At 58.5% G+C, this 16390-nt stretch carries 13 protein-coding genes; 8 read left to right on the top strand and 5 right to left on the bottom strand.

The genetic code is table 11. The annotated features are described in order from the left end of the window. The first annotated feature begins 806 nt into the window (after window positions 1-806). Window positions 807-2729, top strand: a complete 1923-nt coding sequence (locus tag Q0106_RS00755) for an autotransporter outer membrane beta-barrel domain-containing protein (protein ID WP_297607608.1) — start codon at window positions 807-809, stop codon at window positions 2727-2729. Window positions 2730-2913: 184 nt separating this feature from the next. Then, on the top strand, window positions 2914-3549 hold the full coding sequence (locus Q0106_RS00760; protein WP_297607609.1) for a trimeric intracellular cation channel family protein: 636 nt from the start codon (window positions 2914-2916) through the stop codon (window positions 3547-3549). Window positions 3550-3858: 309 nt separating this feature from the next. On the opposite strand, the gene Q0106_RS00765 is transcribed toward Q0106_RS00760, so the two are convergent. Beyond that, entirely contained in the window at window positions 3859-5940 is a 2082-nt protein-coding gene (locus Q0106_RS00765) for a cation:proton antiporter (protein ID WP_297607610.1), read from the bottom strand. A gap of 244 nt (window positions 5941-6184) precedes the next feature. Between Q0106_RS00765 and Q0106_RS00770 the strand changes: the two genes are divergently transcribed. From Q0106_RS00770 to Q0106_RS00790, 5 genes are all read left to right on the top strand, one after another. Next, complete coding sequence (locus Q0106_RS00770; RefSeq protein WP_297607612.1) at window positions 6185-7267, top strand: glycosyltransferase family 2 protein; 1083 nt, start codon at window positions 6185-6187, stop codon at window positions 7265-7267. A 51-nt stretch (window positions 7268-7318) separates the two neighbouring features. After that, window positions 7319-8281, top strand: a complete 963-nt coding sequence (locus Q0106_RS00775) for a hypothetical protein (protein WP_297607614.1) — start codon at window positions 7319-7321, stop codon at window positions 8279-8281. Window positions 8282-8337: 56 nt separating this feature from the next. Continuing rightward, a complete protein-coding gene (locus tag Q0106_RS00780) occupies window positions 8338-8922 on the top strand; it encodes an outer membrane lipoprotein carrier protein LolA (RefSeq protein WP_297607616.1) in 585 nt (194 codons plus the stop codon). Between the two features lie 435 nt (window positions 8923-9357). Then, window positions 9358-10932, top strand: coding sequence for an FAD-dependent oxidoreductase (locus tag Q0106_RS00785; RefSeq protein ID WP_297607618.1), 1575 nt, complete (start codon window positions 9358-9360; stop codon window positions 10930-10932). 321 nt (window positions 10933-11253) lie between these two features. Beyond that, window positions 11254-11751, top strand: coding sequence for a helix-turn-helix domain-containing protein (locus Q0106_RS00790; protein WP_297607620.1), 498 nt, complete (start codon window positions 11254-11256; stop codon window positions 11749-11751). A 67-nt stretch (window positions 11752-11818) separates the two neighbouring features. Here the strand turns inward: Q0106_RS00790 and Q0106_RS00795 are convergent, their stop codons facing one another. Continuing rightward, entirely contained in the window at window positions 11819-12988 is a 1170-nt protein-coding gene (locus Q0106_RS00795) for an iron-containing alcohol dehydrogenase (RefSeq protein ID WP_152157984.1), read from the bottom strand. Window positions 12989-13176: 188 nt separating this feature from the next. Next, window positions 13177-14964 carry a hypothetical protein gene (locus Q0106_RS00800; protein ID WP_297607622.1) on the bottom strand — a complete coding sequence of 596 codons (1788 nt, stop codon included), beginning with the start codon at window positions 14962-14964 and terminating at the stop codon, window positions 13177-13179. Window positions 14965-15186: 222 nt separating this feature from the next. Here Q0106_RS00800 and Q0106_RS00805 point away from each other — a divergent pair, with 222 nt between their 5' ends. Beyond that, window positions 15187-15501, top strand: coding sequence for a helix-turn-helix domain-containing protein (locus Q0106_RS00805; RefSeq protein WP_297607624.1), 315 nt, complete (start codon window positions 15187-15189; stop codon window positions 15499-15501). Between the two features lie 17 nt (window positions 15502-15518). Here Q0106_RS00805 and Q0106_RS00810 read toward each other — a convergent pair whose 3' ends face one another. Together Q0106_RS00810 and Q0106_RS00815 are read right to left on the bottom strand one after the other, a co-directional pair. Next, window positions 15519-16088 carry a strain DSM gene (locus Q0106_RS00810; RefSeq protein WP_297607625.1) on the bottom strand — a complete coding sequence of 190 codons (570 nt, stop codon included), beginning with the start codon at window positions 16086-16088 and terminating at the stop codon, window positions 15519-15521. Between the two features lie 15 nt (window positions 16089-16103). Continuing rightward, window positions 16104-16388, bottom strand: coding sequence for an acyl carrier protein (locus Q0106_RS00815; RefSeq protein ID WP_297607627.1), 285 nt, complete (start codon window positions 16386-16388; stop codon window positions 16104-16106). Between the last annotated feature and the right edge of the window lie 2 nt (window positions 16389-16390).

A 16390-nucleotide genomic window follows, 5' to 3' on the forward strand; every position in this document is an offset into this window, starting at 1 on the left:
TGACGTTTCTGCAGGCATCTTAGGAGCGAGTGTAACTTTTGATGGGAAGTTCAGGAAATACGACGATCATTACTGATGCTGCATCCGGGGAAGCCAATCGTTATTCCGGCATCTCTGCAACGACGGGAAATACATCCGTCACGGTTGCGGATGGAAAAACTTTGAATATTGAAGGGACGCTGGAGGATATTCAGGGTGCCGATCGCATTTATTTAGTATCGAGCAGGCCGGGTGCTTCGCTTGATATAACGGGCGATATCAACGGCACATTAAAGACAGCATCCAATGCGTCCATTCGCGGCGTAAGGGCATACGGCGATACCAGGATTGATGGAAAGTTTAATCTCGTCGTCAATGGGGGATCGGGCGATATTGTCGGTGCAGAGGCATGGGAAGGGGGACATCTTCAATTTGCTGGAGAATCAACAGACATCACAGTTAATTCGACGGGAGGACGTGTTATCGGCGTTCAGAATCATACTAGCAATGGAGCAATTATCGATTTTAATGCCGCGCAAACCACCATAAGCGTGGATAATTCCTCTGGGTCGGGCACATATTCTCAGGGCGTTCTGGCGTATCAATCTACAACTAATTTCACTGGAAACGCCACTATTGCAGTAAAGGGAAATACTGCCGAGACTTACGGCGTGGATGTTCAGTGCGATCCGGGAAATAAATTTGATACCGTTGTTAATTTTTCCGGTTCCGAAACAAAAATCGTTGTTTCGGCAAAGAATCATGTATTCGGAGTAAGGCCCTCCGGCGTCCCGGGAGAAATTAATTTCACCGGAGAATCCGCATCCGTGGAAGTCGAATCCGAAAAAGGGGTGGCTGCCGGAGTCTGGACTCAATACGGCGGTCATGCGAACTTCGCTGCCGATGCATCAATCAAAGCTGTTACGCATGGTTCCGGAGCTGCGTACGGCGTGCGCGTGACGAATTACGCCAACTATGCCGGCAATGCAACATTCGAGAAATCCTTGACGATTACAGCGACGGCAGATGAAGCCAGCGCCTACGGCATTCTCAACGATTCGAACTCTAAGGAGGCGGGTTCGTCGACAGATGACGGCATCCTGTCCGTCGCCGGATCCACAGTTATTACTGTTTTCTCGAAGTCGAATCAGGCTGCAGGCATCGCAGCAAGCGGCGATCTCGCGCAGGTGACGCTCGGGAGCGTTGCTGTCCAGGCATCATCTGAATCCGGCACTGCTCTTGGCATTGCAGCAAACAACAGCGGCATCGTTGCGCTTAACGGGGACGTAAATACCATTGCGGCTTCGGGCGCGAGCTCCGTCGGCCTGGCAGCGCAGAAGTCCGGTCAGATCATCATGTCGGGTACAACTACGGCTGCCGGCGAATTGGCTGGCGTGATGATTGACGCGGATTCGTCCATGACGCTTAAGGAAGAGGCGGTTCTCTCAACCAACACGATGTCGAGCGAGGGCACGATCAATCTTGCAGACAGGTCGCTCCTCGCGGTTGCAGGAGAGGTGGGCGGCAGTTCGGAGCTTGGAACCATTGCAGCCGACGGCGCGACGGTAGCTCTCGGAGCCGGCAAGTTTGCGGTTGATTCGCTGAACGGAACCGGCAATACGCTCTATCTCTCGAATCTCAAGTCGACGGATTCCGTCGACATTAACTCTGCGTCATCCCTTACCGTTGCGGCCTCGGGAAGTTCTAATGACGGCTACGCCAATGGCCTCGAAGCATTCAATGCTCTGAAGACGAAAGTCGTTGTCGCCGAAGGCACGGACAATGTCTACGTGGTAGAGGAAGGAACCGTGAATGACGGCATAGCAGCTGCGCAGAACGAAGACGGAACATGGACGACGACGACAAGGGCGAATCAGAAGCTCGTCGGATTCAGTTCGGTCAATGCGCTTTCCGTACTGGCGTGGCGCCATGAGATCAACTCGCTCTCCAAACGCATGGGCGAGCTTCGTGATTCGCCGTCCGGCATTGGCAGCTGGGTGCGTCTCTATGGTTCAGAACAGGAATACGGCGCAAGGAGCATTACAAACAAGAGCACGACGATTCAGGCTGGCGCCGATGTTTCCCTCGGCGACTGGAAGCTTGGTCTCGCAGGCAGCTACACCGACGGCAAGGCGTCTTATGGTCTGGGAGAGGCCGACACGGACAACTACGGCATCGCTCTCTACGGCACCTGGCTGATTCCCTGCGGCGCGTACGTCGACCTGATCGCCCGCTACAACAGGCTCGACAACGATTTCGATCTCAACGGCATGAACGGTTCCTACAACAACAATGCCTGGAGCTTCAATGCGGAGGCGGGATACAAGTTCTCCTTTGCGGAAGAGCGCTTCTTCGTCGAACCTCAGGCCGGCCTGAGTTACGGTCTTGTGGAGGGCGCGAGCTTCAGGACGGAGAACGGCGTGCAGGTCGATCAGGATGATTTCAAGACTTTCATCGGCCGCGCAGGGCTCCGCGCCGGCATGTCCTTCCCGGAAAAGAAGGGCACCATCTACGCGCGCGCTTCCGTTGTTCACGACTTTGAGGGCGACCTTGATACTGCATACCGCTACGGAGCGGTCTCAAGAAATGCCACGCATGATGATCTCGGCGGCACCTGGATGGAATACGGCCTGGGCGCCAATTTCAATCTGACCGAAGGCACCTACATCTACGCGGATTTGGAACGCAATGACGGCGGCCGCGTCAAGGAGAACTGGCGCTGGAATATCGGCCTTCGCCATACGTGGTGATCAACAGGCGATAGGCTTTGAGAGAAGAGAGAGGGGGCATTCTCAAAACGGGAGTGCTCCCTTTTGTTTCTTTTTTTCATGAAAGATGTGGCTGCTCCCGTAAACCAGCCTCTCTCCCGCGCGATAATCATGAAAAGCCTTTCTGCGCATTTCGCGCAGCCCCAAAGCCTTTTGGGAGAAATATATGCAGTCCGGGCTTCTTGAATTCACGGATTTTCTCGGCATCGTCGCCTTTGCGCTCGCCGGGATTCTGGCTGCTGAAAACAAAAAGGTCGATCCGGTCGGCGTTTTCGTCATGGCTTTCACCACCGCCTTCGGTGGCGGGATCATTCGCGACCTCATCATCGACAACCGGCCCATGTACTGGATTGCGCACCCCGAGTACGTCTGGGTGACGCTCATCATGACGATGTTTGCGCCCGCCATCATCCGGCGCTTTCAGGCAAAGGTTCTGCGCGAGCTCTTCATCTGGTCGGACGCGATCGGGCTCGGATTCTTTGCTGCGGGCGGCACGTCGCTTTCCATCACCTGCGGGCTGCCCTATCTCCCGTCCGTGCTTCTCGGCGTCTGCACCGGCGTCTGCGGGGGACTCATGCGCGACGTCTTCCTCAACCGCCTTCCGATGGTAATGTCGGACCGCCAGCCCTATGCCTTTGCCGCATTCATCGGCGCCTGGCTCTATGTCGGCATGCGCGTCCTCGAATGCCCGGAATTCATCTCGCTCTTCGCCTCGACCTTCTTCATCGTGGGACTGCGCATGTTCTGCTGGTACAGGAAGATCATGTTTGCAGATTTCGGCAAATTCAGGCATAAAAGGTAGAACTTCCTGCAAGCCTGTTTAACTTCCCATCACTGAATATCTAGGGAATCGTTGTTTATCAATAAAAATCAATAGATTAAGATTTAAATTGGGAGAATTTCTCAGTGGATGCATAAGAAAAATCTCTGTTATAACAGAGAATCTTCCGGAAATTTCTCCGTTATAACGGAGATTTTTCCAATTGATCCGATGAGTGAATTTGCCTGAAGAGAGAGAATCAGGCAATGAATCCAGGTCTCCTGACGGGAAAAAGCCGGCACGCACCCAAATGCATGCCGGCTTTCTGAGGCTTCAGGATTCAAACGGGCTTCACGGCGCGTTTTTGCCGGTCGGCGCCTGAGGTGGAAGCGCGTCAGAGGAAGCTTCCGTTCCTGCGAGCGGATCCTCCTTTGATTCGTCAGCCTTTGCCTCTTCCGGAGCTGCCGGAGCGGGCTCAGGCTTCGGAGCCGGTTCTGCCGGAGCGGGCTCAGGCTTCGGAGCCGGTTCTGCCGGCTTCGTCTCGCTCTTAGATTCCCCCTGACCGAGCCTGGCCTTGAGGAAGTTGGCGAGCTTTCTCACCGGGCGGGGCTTCTTTTCCGCGTGAGGAACTACGTCCTGAGGGACGGCTTCCTCGCGAAGCTCTTCATCCATCATGGATTCTTCCTGACGGGTTTCCTCGGCATGCGTGCCGATCGGCTCGCCGATGGAGGCGCCGGCCTTGAGGGCCGAGGCCGTCTGGGCGGAGAAGAGACGGGCAGCGGCGTCGATCGTGGAGAGGTAGGTCACGTGTTCGAAGTCGGCTTCCGGCCAGATGCCGCGGCTTTCTGCGGCCACGACGATCGGAAGTTCAGGCGCCACGCGGCGGGCGGCTTCAGCCGTGTGGAAGGCGTCGACCGAGGAGTCGAGAAGCACAAGAAGCCGCGCCTGATGGAGATGCGCGCTCACCCAGGTGTCGTCCTTCGAGGGGTCGCCGAGAATCACGGCGATGCCCTTCGCGGCAAGGTTTTCGGCCGCGGCCTCATCGTCGACGACGGCAACGAGCGGAACGGAGGCCTGATCGAGCTGGAGCGCAAAGCACTCCGTGAGGTTGGCCGGACCCGTGACGACAACCTGGCCCGAAAGTTTCTCAGGAACCGTTTCAGCCGGGAGCGCCTCAAAGGGAGCTTCCCGCATCGCTGCCTTTCTCGCCCAGCTCCAGCGGCTCGTGAGCGCCTTGGAAATCTTAGGTTCGAGCCAGAATCCTACGGGGTTGAGCGCAATGGAAAGAATGGCGCCCGCGACCACGAGGTTCACGAGGTGTTGGTCGGCAAGGCCGAGCCCCGCCGCCTGACCGATCAGGATGAAGGAGAATTCGCCGATCTGCGAGAGGGAGACCGCAACGATGATCGCCGTATGGAGGGGATAGCGCAGCGTGTGGACGAGAAGGAAGGCCGCAAGCGACTTTCCGAAGAGAATGATGAAGAGAACGGCAAGGACCTCAAAGGGGCTCGTAATGAGGATGTGCCAGTCAAAGAGCATGCCGACCGCAACGAAGAAGAGCACCGCGAATGCGTCCTGGAGCGGAATGGATTCCGTGGCCGCTCTGTGGGCAAAGCGGCTCTCGCGCATCACCATGCCGGCGAAGAAGCTGCCAAGCGCAAAGCTCACGTGGAAGATTTCGGCGGCGCCGTAGGCGACGCCCACCGCGACGGCAAGCACAAAGAGCGTGAAGAGCTCTCTCGAACCCGTGCGCGCGACCTGGCCCATTGCCCAGGGGAGCACCCGGCGGCCGATGACGAGCATGATGGCGACGAAGAGCGCGGCGTTGAGGAGCGTCTTCAGAATGACGAATGCGAGGCCGCTTCCTGCAAGGCGCGCCGTGGTGCCGGGCTCGCCCGGGATCATGATGCTTGCAAAGGGCGGCAGCAGAACGAGGATGATGACGGTGGCAAGGTCCTCCACGACGAGCCAGCCGACGGCGATTCTGCCGTCAGAGCTCGCGAGCTTTCCGCGCACGTCAAGGGCTTTGAGGAGCACTACGGTCGAGGCGCAGGAGAGCGAAATCCCGAGCACGATCGCCTCCCCCCATGAGCGGTCGAAGAACCAGTGCGCGCAGAGGGCTCCGAGGAGCGTCGCGATCGCCATCTGGAGCACGGCTCCCGGGACTGCGATGCTCTTGACCGACCAGAGGTCCTTCATCGAGAAATGAAGGCCCACGCCGAACATGAGGAGCATCACGCCGATTTCTGAGAGCTGGTTCGCAAGCGCCGCGTCCGCGAAGACGCCGGGCGTATATTTGCCCGCCGCAATGCCGGCGAGCAGGTAGCCCACGAGCGCAGGCGCCTTCAGGAAGCGTTCTGCGATGAAGCCGAAGACAAGGGCAAGGGAAAACGCAATGACGAGCGTTGAGATGAGAGGAAGAGAGTGTTCCATCGTCGCGCTGGTAAGGTTCGGGGAAAGCGGGGGAATGCTTGCGGCAGTATAGCCTTTGGGAGAGGCATCGCTTACTACCCCGGGTGTAGAAGAAGAAAAAATTGTTCGCGCCCGGAGTTTTTCCTGAGAGAAGATTTATGCGGCGTTGATGTTCAGGCAGTGCGGCAGAAAGTACAATCCCCCCTGACAATCAACACCAAAGCCATTCAACGCTAACGTGCCGGCTTCAGAAGAGTCTGCGCCAATGTCTGAATCCAAAGAAGATAAGCCCAAGCCCGCTCAAGGGTCTTCCATTCCTCCTCAGCAGCCCGCTACGGTGAAGCCCGCGCGTTCGGGCATCCGCACGCCCCCTCAGCCCCAGGTGCCGCAGGTGCGCGTCTGCGCGCTCATACCGGTTTACGATCAGCCCGCGAAGCTCGAGGGCGTGGTGGCACAGCTCCGGCAGCTTTCTCTTCCGGTGATTCTCGTCGACGATGGGTCGCATGAGCCGACAAAGAGTCTCTGCGACCGGCTGGCAGCTCCCTTCGTGAAAGTGATTCATCACCCGGTCAATCAGGGCAAGGGCGCGGCCGTCATGACGGGGTTCAAGGCGGCGTCGCGTCTGGGCTACACGCACGTTCTGCAGGTGGATGCGGACGGGCAGATTGATCTGGCGGTGCTCCCCACATTGCTTCGGCTCATGCAGAAGTACCCGGCATCTCTCATCTGCGGCTATCCGAAATACGATGCGAGCGTGCCGAAGTCCCGCCTCTGGGGGCGAAAGCTCACGAACTTCTGGTGCGCGGTGAACAGCCTCTCGCTTTCGATTGAGGACGCGATGTGCGGTCTCCGGATTTATCCGGTGGCGGCAGCGCTCGATGTCTGCGAAAACGCGAGGCTCGGCCGCCGCATGGATTTTGACCCCGAAATTCTCGTGCGTCTTCTCTGGGCGGGCGTGCGCCTGAAGTACGTGCCGGTATCGGTGACTTACCCAGCAGACGGCGTGAGTCACTTCCGTCCCTTCGGCGACAACATGCGCATCAGCTGGATGCATGCGAAGCTCTTTCTCCAGATGATTACGCGCTTTCCCATCATCATCTGGTCGCGTGCCTTCGGGCGCGATCCGGTCTGCCTCCGCGAAGGAGCGCCCAAGCCCGCCGTGCAGAAGCCCCAGGAAGCAAAGCCCGCTCGTCCCGGAAGACCCCCTCTCGTCGATCCGGAGCGCGCCAGACGGGCAACCCATGCCGCGCAGGCGGCTCAGGAAGCTGCCGAACGCGTGCGCCTTGCCGCCACGGGGAACGCTGCTCAATCCTCGCCCCGCAAAGCCGATGACAGGCCTTCGTCCTGATCGTACTGAACGTCCAGGCCTTTTCTCTTCATAAAGCTTTTTCTGCGACTCATGCCGCCTCACGATCGACCGGAATGGCCGCTCCTCAGGGAGCGCACGAGCACCATCGGAATCCGGATCCTTCTGGCCGTTCAGAAGGTGCTCGGCGACAAAATCCTGCGGCTGATCCTGAAGCCCGTTCTGGCCTCATACTGGCTCACGAGCCCGAGATTGAGGCTGGTTGTTGGAGCGTATCAAAGGCGCGTGGAGAAGCTCGCGCCTTTTCTCTCACGCTTCGGGAGCCCGGAGCCCGGGATCTTTTCCGGCATCGCGCAGCTCGAACACTTTGCGCTCGCGATCTTTGAGAAGTTCGCGGCGTTGTCGGGAGAAGGAAAATCCGCGAGTCTCGATGTCGTCTCTGAGGAAATCTTCAGCTCGGACGGCAAAACTTCCGGAGCCGTGATTCTCACCTCCCACACGGGCTGTCAGGAGCTTCTCATGACGAGCTCCTCGGGTTTCACCGAGCATGAGATCGTGATCCTGCAGCATACGGCGCATGCCAGGAAATTCAATGACCTTCTTGCGAAAGCGGGTGCGAAGCCCCCGCAGGCAACCTTCTTCGAGATCGGGGAGACGCTCTCTCCGGCACTCGTGATGGAGCTCTCGGAACGCGCCGCCAAGGGCGCCTACATCATCCTCGCCGGAGACCGCGTGCCGATGGGGTCTGATGCTGCCGCGAGCGTGAGGTTCCTCGGCGACCCGGCCCGTTTTCCGACCGGAGGCGCGCTTCTTTCGCTTTTGCTCGGCATCCCCTTGAGAATGATGGTCTGCACGCGTTCGGATTTGAAAGAGCGCCGCTACCGCGTGTGCTTTTATTCACTCTGCGAAAAGCCGCCCCGCGTAAGGCGAGCAGCCCGGGACGCGTGGCTCGCGAGCATGGCGGCTCTCTATGCCGGCAGCCTCGAGGCGGAGCTCCTCAGGTCGCCCCTCGACTGGGCCAATTACTTTGATTTCTGGGAGGACTTCCGAAAGTGATGGGACTATTAGATTTTCTGCGCCGGGTTCTTCTTTCTTTCGCGGGGGCCGCCCTCATGCTTGCGATTCCCGCAGCGGGTGCGGCTGAGGTCGATGCGGGAGGAGCTCTCCCGTCCTATGAGGAGCTCCCCGCGCAGGCGCCCGATGAGGCGCTTCTCAAGCCCCTTGCCGCAAAGTCCCTGAAAGGCCGCTTTGAGGAGCGTCGCACGCTCCCCGGGTTCCCGAAACCGATGGTGACGACGGGCGTCTTTGAGCTCACGGGAAAGATCCTCCGCTGGGAAGCCGAGAAGCCTTTTCCGTCGGTCATGACGGCAGGGCCCGACGGCGTGGTGATGGAGGCGGCGGGAGAAAGACAGGTGCTTTCTGCAGCGGACATTCCGGCGGTTGGCAGAATTTCAGAGCTCCTTTCCGGGGTTTTCTCCGGGAATTTTGCGGCGCTCAAGGAAGCGTTCGATCTCAGAGCTGAAAAGCTTGCGGACGGAAGCATTCGAATCGCCGCGCGCCCGAAGTCTCCTGAGCTTGCGAAAGTATTAGGAGAAGTGAGGGCAAAGGGAAGGAGTTTTGTGGAGCGGATCGAGGTGGTGTCGGCTCAGGGAAGGACGGAAATTCTATTTTCGGATGTACGGGTGGAGAACGACTAGATCTGCTACTATCCTTGTCCGATCGACTAAATGCTGGTCTTTTCCCCGCGTGAGTGGGGGTGTTTCCCAGGTTAAAATCTCTTCCTCATCCGTAATAGCCTTTTCCCCGCGTGAGCGGGGGTGTTTCTTTTGTTGATTTTGTCTTCCGGCAAAAAATGGACTTTTCCCCGCGCGAGCGGGGGTGTTCTTAGCAACGATGGGGTTTAACCCATTCGTTCTTATTTTCCCCATCTCGGTGGGGTCGTTTTTCCAGCATTAGTCGATCTCTTCTCCTCGAGCGGCAGATTGATTCAAGATAGAAAACTTCTTGATCAGGGTTTCCACTCGATGCGTAATCCGGATGACGGAAGCAGAACTTGATCGCTCTTAGACTTTTTATTTAGTTGAGGTGCTTTTCAGTACTTCTCAGCTGGATCAAAAAGGAAAGGAGACATCATGAAACTCAATCGTCGTCAGTTTCTGGGCAGTGCAGCCGCCACGGCTGCGGTCGTGGCAGCCCCTGCGGGCGTGGCTGAAGCCGCAGTCGTCGAAAAGAAGACGGACCTGGTCATCATCGGCGCAGGTCTCGGCGGTCTTGCCGCCGGCTTTGCTGCTGTCCGCAAGGGCGTGAAGCCCATCATCCTGGAAAAAGAAGACTTCCTCGGCGGCGCCGGCCTTTTCCCTGAAGGCTCGCTCGGCGTCGGCACCCGGTACCAGAAAGAGCACGGGATCCATACGACCGTGCAGCAGGTCCTTGATGCGGCGCTGCAGTATCACCACTACCGCTGCGATCCGTCCGTCCTTCGTGTCCTGATCGAGGAGTCGAAGGAAACCATTGACCAGATCCAGGATCTCGGCATCGAGTTCCGCGGCATCCGCACGATGTACGATAAGGATGAGTCGCTGATGACCTGGCACCTTTTCAAGGGTGGTGCGGCAGGCGTCATCGCCAAGTTCGTGAAGGAGATTGAATCGCGGGGCGGCGAGATCCGCAAGCGCACGCCTGCGACGAAGCTGATCGTTGACCAGGGACGCGTCGTTGGCGTGGAAGCCTCCGGCCCTGACGGCAAGGTCATCATCCATGCCCGCAAGGTGATCATCGCCACGGGCGGCTTCGCTGCCAACCGGGAGATGCTGGCACAGCATGTTTTTGACTCCTCCGCGATCGGCATGGTCGAGCCGATTTGGCTTCGCGGCCCGGTAGTCGACGGCCGTACGGGCGACGGCATTCGCATGGCTCAGCTCGTGGGCGCGGGTCTTGCCGGTATGCATACGGTGGCTGGTAATGCGCCGTATCTCCCTGATGTTCCTCCGATTCGGCAGTTCGGCGAGGTTCCGGAACTGACTCAGGGACGCTGCGCGCTCGCTCAGCCCTGGCTCTGGGTCGATCACACCGGCCGCAGGTTCTTCAATGAGTCGCGCGGATCAGTTTTCGTTGATGTTTACAACGCAATGACGTCCGCCGGCGGCGTCTCCTACACCATCTTTGACCAGGAAAAGATGGATCGCCTGATCCATAAGGGCGCTGTGCTGCCCTTCAACGCGATCGTCCTCGCGGGCACTCCCTTGAAGGAGCTCCCCAAGACCTGGAAGGTGGGTATGGAACGCGGCTGGGCCTTCAAGGCGGATACGATCGAAGAGCTTGCGCTCCAGATCGGCGTGCCTCCTCAAAACCTTCTCGACACGATGAAGAAGGTAAACAAATACGCCGAACAGGGGCAGGATCCCGAATTCGGCAAGAAGCCGGAGCACCTGGAGAAGTTCAATCTTGAGAAGGGGCCGTACTATGCGCTTAAGGCCATCCGCTGCTTCTTCCTTACGCTTGGCGGCGTGCAGGTGACGCCTCGCTTTGAAGCTAAGACGCCTCAGGGCGATGTGATTCCGAATCTGTACGTTGTTGGTCAGGACATGGGCGGTCTTTACGACTCTTCGTATGACCTTCGCTGCGAAGGTTCGGCCTCGTCCTTCGCCATGACCTCCGGCCGCGTGGCGGCGCTCAACGCCCTTGCAGATATCGAGAAAGGGTTCTAATCGGTATTTTTGATTAGAATCAAAGGCCTCTGCTGAAGAATTTCGGCAGGGGTCTTTGTTTTTATGGCCGCGCTTTACCCGATTATGAGTGCTTCACCGAGATCCGTCTTCACCCTGGCATTTTCAAGCGACAGGATTTTTGCCTCAGTACCCTGGCTGCTCGAGCCTGATGATCAGGCGTTTGAAGCCATGTTCATGAAGTGTCCGCAGAAGATCATGCCTGCACATGAGTTTTTCTTTTTCGGAGTTCAGCGGCAGGTCTTCTATATCGAATCTGGCTTGATCGCTACTTGTTTTGGCAGAGGCGATACTTTTGACCGAATGGCGAGTCTTTTTCGACCCGGCAATCTTCTGGGGGCCCCGAAGGCCGTGCTGCATCCCGGGAAGGATATGCCGCTGATGGCGCTTGCATTGTCGCCGGTCTCAGTCAGGGTCATGGAGGAAGTTGCCTTCATCAAGCTCCTCGAGCAGGATAGTGAGCTCAAGCTCAAGTACCTTATGAGTCTTGCGAAGCATCACGAACGTCAGATCGGAGGGCTTCTCGTCTGCGGCGTCGATCCTTTGCCGCTGCGACTCGCAAAACTCCTCCTGGTGCTTCTCGAACTCGTCCCGGAGGATGCAGATGCGGCATGGAAGCGTCTTACCATCGATGCACGGGTCTCTGAAGTTGCCGAGTTGATTCATGCTACTCGTCCCGCAGTGAGCAAAGTGCTGAATGCCTGGGAGAAGCAGGCGCTCCTCAGAAGGCGGGACGGAAGGCTTGAGCTCGCCTGCGATTACCCGGAGCGCATCCGGGGACTTTTGATTCAGGATGAGTAACCCCAAAACAGTTCAGCCGCCCGAAGGCGGCTGAACTGAATACAAAAATCAAGCAGATGGAGCGGTATTAACGGTAAGCCGCCTCAAAAATCGCCACGGTGTCTTCAAAAGTCAGAGCCACAGGGTCCTGCTCAAAGAGCATGCCGCCGGCAGAGCGGGCTTTCTCAGCAAGCGCCGGGATTTCTTCACGCGTGACGCCGTAGTCGCTCATGCGGAGGTTGTCGACGCCGCAGGCGACCTGAAGGTCATGCAGCGCGCGCAGGAAGTCCGCAGGATGAACGGCATCGCGCACGCCCAGGGCTCGAGCGAGCTCGACAAAGCGATCGGAACGGGCGCCCGTCTTGATCATGTGACCGAAGTAGGCAAGCGAGAGCATGATGAGGCCGGCGCCGTGCGGCAGATCCTGATGGAAGGCGGAAAGCGCATGTTCCATCGAGTGCTGGCTCGTGAGACGTCCGCAGACCATGACGTAGCCCGAAAGCGTGTTGGCAATCGCCATGTGTTCGCGGGCTTCATAGTCGGAGCCGTCTCGGACGGCGCGGGCGAGGCCTTCGGCGCAATGGCGCACGCTCGCGAGCGCATACATTTCGGAGAGGTAGTTGGGGCGCTTCGTGACGTAGCCTTCGATAGCGTGGAAGAGCGCGTCGAAGCCCTGATAGGCCGTGAGCATGGGCGGAACCGAGAGCATCAGTTCCGGGTCGACGATGGCGATCTTCGGCAGAAGCGTCGGATGGCCGATGCCGCACTTTTCCTGCGTGACCGGATTCGTGATGACGCCGCCCGCATCCACTTCTGACCCGGTGCCGGCAGTGGTCGTGATGGCCACGATGGGGATCGGCGTGGCAGTGATCTGCTTCCTCCCGCCCTGGCCCTGCTGGACGTAGTCCCAGATGTCTCCGTCATTCGTGGTGCAGAGCGCAATCGCTTTGGCGCAGTCCATCACGGAGCCGCCGCCCAAACCAATCACGAAGTCGCAGCCTTCCTCCCGGGCGCGGTTGGCGCCGGTCATGACGGTGGTCGAGAGAGGATTGGGTTCGACGATGGCGAGATGCACCCATTCAATCTTCTGCGCATCAAGAGCGGCCGTCACGCGGGCGAGCGCACCGGAACGCACGACCGAGCCGCCGCGCGATGTAAGGAGCAGCGCCTTTTTGCCCGGCAGCTTTTCCGTGCGAAGGGCATCGAGTTTTCCCGGGCCGAAGATGAGTCGGGTGGGCGTCTCAAAAACGAACTGCATCAAGAGTCTCCTCGTTTTGAATTGGGTCTGAGCGGTCGGATGCCGCAGCAGTCGCGATGCCGGGCGGCTGGAACTGGGAAGAAGAGCTCCCCGCAGCCGTCAGGCATAAAAGACCATTTTACGACGCAAGCGCGTTTTGAAAACGCCCGGAGGAAAAAGGCGGGAGCGTAAAAACGCGGTGAAAGACTTCACTTCCTTGAGAAGACAATGGTGCCGCTCGATTGGACGTCTTCAGAGTCTCCGATTTTCTTCCAGGCAAATTTGAGAGAGAAGCTTTCCTCAGACGAAATGCCGCAGGGACATTCAAGCTCGAGTGCAAGCCGCATGCCGGGTGTTGTAACCGCCCGGAATTTGAGCGTCTTCACCTGCGTCGCCTTAAAGTCGCCGCTCACGTGCGCATAGGCGCGGAAAGCCCTTTCGACCAAAAGAAGCTGCGCCACGCCGGGGAGAATCGGAAGTCCGGGAAAGTGTCCCCTGAACCATTCGAGTCCGGGGGAAGCTTCGAGCCTCAGGCGCAGACGCCGGGTGCCTTCTAGAACTTCGTCGCTTTCCAGCAGCCACTCCGGGCGGCGCGGGTCAAAGAGGCTTTCGAGGGCCTTCACTGTAGTCTTTCCCTGAGCATTTGAAGGAAGTTCGTCGACCAACCGCCAGCGTCTGGGGATCGACACTGCCGGAAGATTTTGGCCAAGTTCTTCGCGAAGCTTTCGCACTGCGGCAGCTTTGCCTTCGGCAAAGAAGATGTCCCTCAACTGAGGTGTGGGCTTGAGCACAGCCGCGAGCGCTTCGCGCCTCCCTTCACCAAAGGCAAAGACTTTCGCTTCGCGTGCGAGCCCGCCCTTGACGAGAAGCGCTTCCACTTCAGGGAGCGCAACGCGCTTTCCTTCAATTTTGACGATTCTGTCCGCGCGGCCGAGGAGCGTAAACACCGTGTTGTCCAGGCGAATGCGGTCAGATCCATCGTTCCAGCCTTCATGATCAAGGTGGCGTCCGGAGAGCGTGAGGAGTCCTTCTCCCTCAGGAATCACGCGGCCGTCCTCGAGACGCACGCCCGCAGTGATGCCGGGGACAGTTTTCCAGGGAGGCGTTGAGATTGTCCCGTCACTTTCGAGAGACCGCCTGCGCCAGGCGATGCCGCCTGTTTCGGTGGAGCCTAAGACTTCCATGGGGAAAAGCCCGAGCGCTGCGCGTGCGACCCGGGCGCCCTCGTCATCGAGCGGGCCGGTGGAGGAAAAGGCGAGGATGACGCAGTCTCTCGCATCCTCAAAGAGCTTCGGATCCGTAAAGCGCTTCAGGTGCGCAGGAGCCGCAATGACGACGGCGCGATGTCCGCGGGCTTTGGCTTCCTTGAGCGCTTCGGCCAGATTTTCCGGATAGTGAAGGCGCTTTCCGACGATGAGCGCTTCTGGTGAAAGCAGCGGCCAGAGCGCCCGGAAGAGCAGCCCGTAAATATGCTGCGCGCTCACGGTGCCTAAGACTTCAATGGCGCCAAGGGCAGAAGTGCCTCCAGGAATTCCTGCGTCAATCGATTCGGGTTCGAAAAAGGCCTGCTCGAGGCGCTTTCTGCAGAGCTTTGCCTTTCCTGTGCTTCCGCTCGTTAGAAGAGACAGAAGCGGCGCTTTGTCGTCGAGCAGACCGAGATCATGAGGGGCTGCCAAAGCATTGAAGTCCGAGGTTCTCTCCACCGGCGAAACAAGATGCGCGACCCGGTTCCCGTCATCCATCCCGACGGCGCCGAGCGCGAGGATGGTTTTATCGAGCGCGACACCGGAATCCTCAAGGTGCTTCAGAGTGCCGGGCAGAATGTCTCCGGGCAGGATGACATGAACGCCTGCCGCCCAGAAGCCGAAGAGTGCGGGGAGTAGCTCGAGCGCATCTTCGGAATAGAGCACCGCATTTTCGCGAGTGTTGGGTGGAAGCGCCAGCGCTGCTTCCCGCCAGGCGGCAGTTCCCGCGAGAAAGCCTTTGAACGTAAGCACGCTTCCGTCGGAAAAAATGCCGATGGGCCGATCAGAAGGCTGAAGGGTAAGAATGCGGGAATTGCGGGTTTCGGAGGTCACGGCGCTGCAGGCAAAAGAGTTGGTTGCATTCGCTATTGTGCCTCAGGGATTCCGGAAAGATCAGAGTCGGGAGAATAATGATCCAGGTAAAACTCAATAATCCATAATAAAATATAGATTACTCAAAACAATCTATCTTTAATGATGACTAAAGCCACCCGTTCCACCTTGCTTCCCAGGAAGATTGCAGAGAAGCTCCGCATCGCGGGAGAACAAATCCGTCTGGCGCGTCTTCGCAGAAACTACACGGTGGCGCTAGTCGCGGATCGCGCTCAGTGCTCTGAGCTCACGGTGAGCAAAATCGAGCGCGGGGAGCCCACCGTCTCCATGGGCGCCTACCTGCGGGTGCTCTATGCGATGCAGCTTGCGGACGACATCGAACTGCTGGCGAAGCACGATCCCCTTGGGAGGGATCTGCAGGACCTGAAGCTGCGAAAGAGAGCGTCCTCGAGGTAAAACTGAGGGCGACCGGACTATTTCCTCGCGGCGGCGCGTCGCATGCGGATTCTGCGGAGCAGAAACTCCCCCGCAAAGAGGATGCCGATGAGGACATAGCTCACGCACCCGTTCCAGATCATCCAGAGTCCGCGGTCTCCATAGAGCACCGTGGCAAGCGCAACAGAGCCGTTCAGAACGAAGAACCCGCACCAGACCTTCGTGACGCCGCGGCACCAGCGGACGCCTTCGGGCGGGAGATCGGGCGTGCGGAGTCTCGCGAACTTTTCAACGATGGGTGTTGAGGATAGGGATGAGCCGAAAAGCCAGAGAAGGAAGCCGTTGACCGCGACCGGATAAAAGAGCATCGGCTCCTCGGCATCGAGGATCGCCGAGAGTGCGGCAAGGACAAGCGCAATGCCGGCGAATCCGAGGTTATTCCGCGAGGGCGACATGAGCGCCCGCAGAAGCATGATGCCGGCCAAGGAGAGCGCCACGGGCAGGATCCCGAAGCGGCTTAATCCCCACCAGGCCCAGAAGGGATAAAGGCAAATCAAAAGGGCGGCAGCGCCGCCCGTAATGACGTTCAGAAGTCGGGATGCCGACATGTCTGAAGATGGTCTTTAATCGGCCTTTCCGTCGGCGGGCTCTTCAAGGACGCGCGCGATGACCGCGACGACGTCGCCCAGGGTGCGCACCTGCTTGAAGGCTTCCGGGGAAATGCGGCGGCCGCCGAGATGGGGCTTGAGCTGCACGATCATATCGACCGCGTCGATGGAATCGATGTCGAAGTCTTCGTAGAGACGGGCTTCAGGCTTGATCTTGTCGGCGGGGATCTCGAAATCGTTCACGAGGATTTCGGAGAGGACCTGGTAGACCTTTTCTTCCTGAGGGGTGAAGGTTGTCATGT

Source organism: uncultured Sutterella sp. (assembly GCF_937923675.1).
In the GTDB taxonomy this organism is placed as follows: Bacteria; Pseudomonadota; Gammaproteobacteria; order Burkholderiales; family Burkholderiaceae_F; genus Sutterella.

What these genes read in the sequence shown, in the direction of transcription:
- Q0106_RS00765 (WP_297607610.1), bottom strand. Translation starts at nt 5,940, where the DNA reads ATGGAACACTCTCTTCCTCTCATCTCAACGCTCGTCATTGCGTTTTCC.
- Q0106_RS00815 (WP_297607627.1), bottom strand. Translation starts at nt 16,388, where the DNA reads ATGACAACCTTCACCCCTCAGGAAGAAAAGGTCTACCAGGTCCTCTCC.
- Q0106_RS00770 (WP_297607612.1), top strand. Translation starts at nt 6,185, where the DNA reads ATGTCTGAATCCAAAGAAGATAAGCCCAAGCCCGCTCAAGGGTCTTCC.
- Q0106_RS00780 (WP_297607616.1), top strand. Translation starts at nt 8,338, where the DNA reads ATGCTTGCGATTCCCGCAGCGGGTGCGGCTGAGGTCGATGCGGGAGGA.
- Q0106_RS00790 (WP_297607620.1), top strand. Translation starts at nt 11,254, where the DNA reads ATGGCGAGTCTTTTTCGACCCGGCAATCTTCTGGGGGCCCCGAAGGCC.
- Q0106_RS00805 (WP_297607624.1), top strand. Translation starts at nt 15,187, where the DNA reads ATGATGACTAAAGCCACCCGTTCCACCTTGCTTCCCAGGAAGATTGCA.
- Q0106_RS00795 (WP_152157984.1), bottom strand. Translation starts at nt 12,988, where the DNA reads ATGCAGTTCGTTTTTGAGACGCCCACCCGACTCATCTTCGGCCCGGGA.
- Q0106_RS00810 (WP_297607625.1), bottom strand. Translation starts at nt 16,088, where the DNA reads ATGTCGGCATCCCGACTTCTGAACGTCATTACGGGCGGCGCTGCCGCC.
- Q0106_RS00775 (WP_297607614.1), top strand. Translation starts at nt 7,319, where the DNA reads ATGCCGCCTCACGATCGACCGGAATGGCCGCTCCTCAGGGAGCGCACG.
- Q0106_RS00760 (WP_297607609.1), top strand. Translation starts at nt 2,914, where the DNA reads ATGCAGTCCGGGCTTCTTGAATTCACGGATTTTCTCGGCATCGTCGCC.
- Q0106_RS00785 (WP_297607618.1), top strand. Translation starts at nt 9,358, where the DNA reads ATGAAACTCAATCGTCGTCAGTTTCTGGGCAGTGCAGCCGCCACGGCT.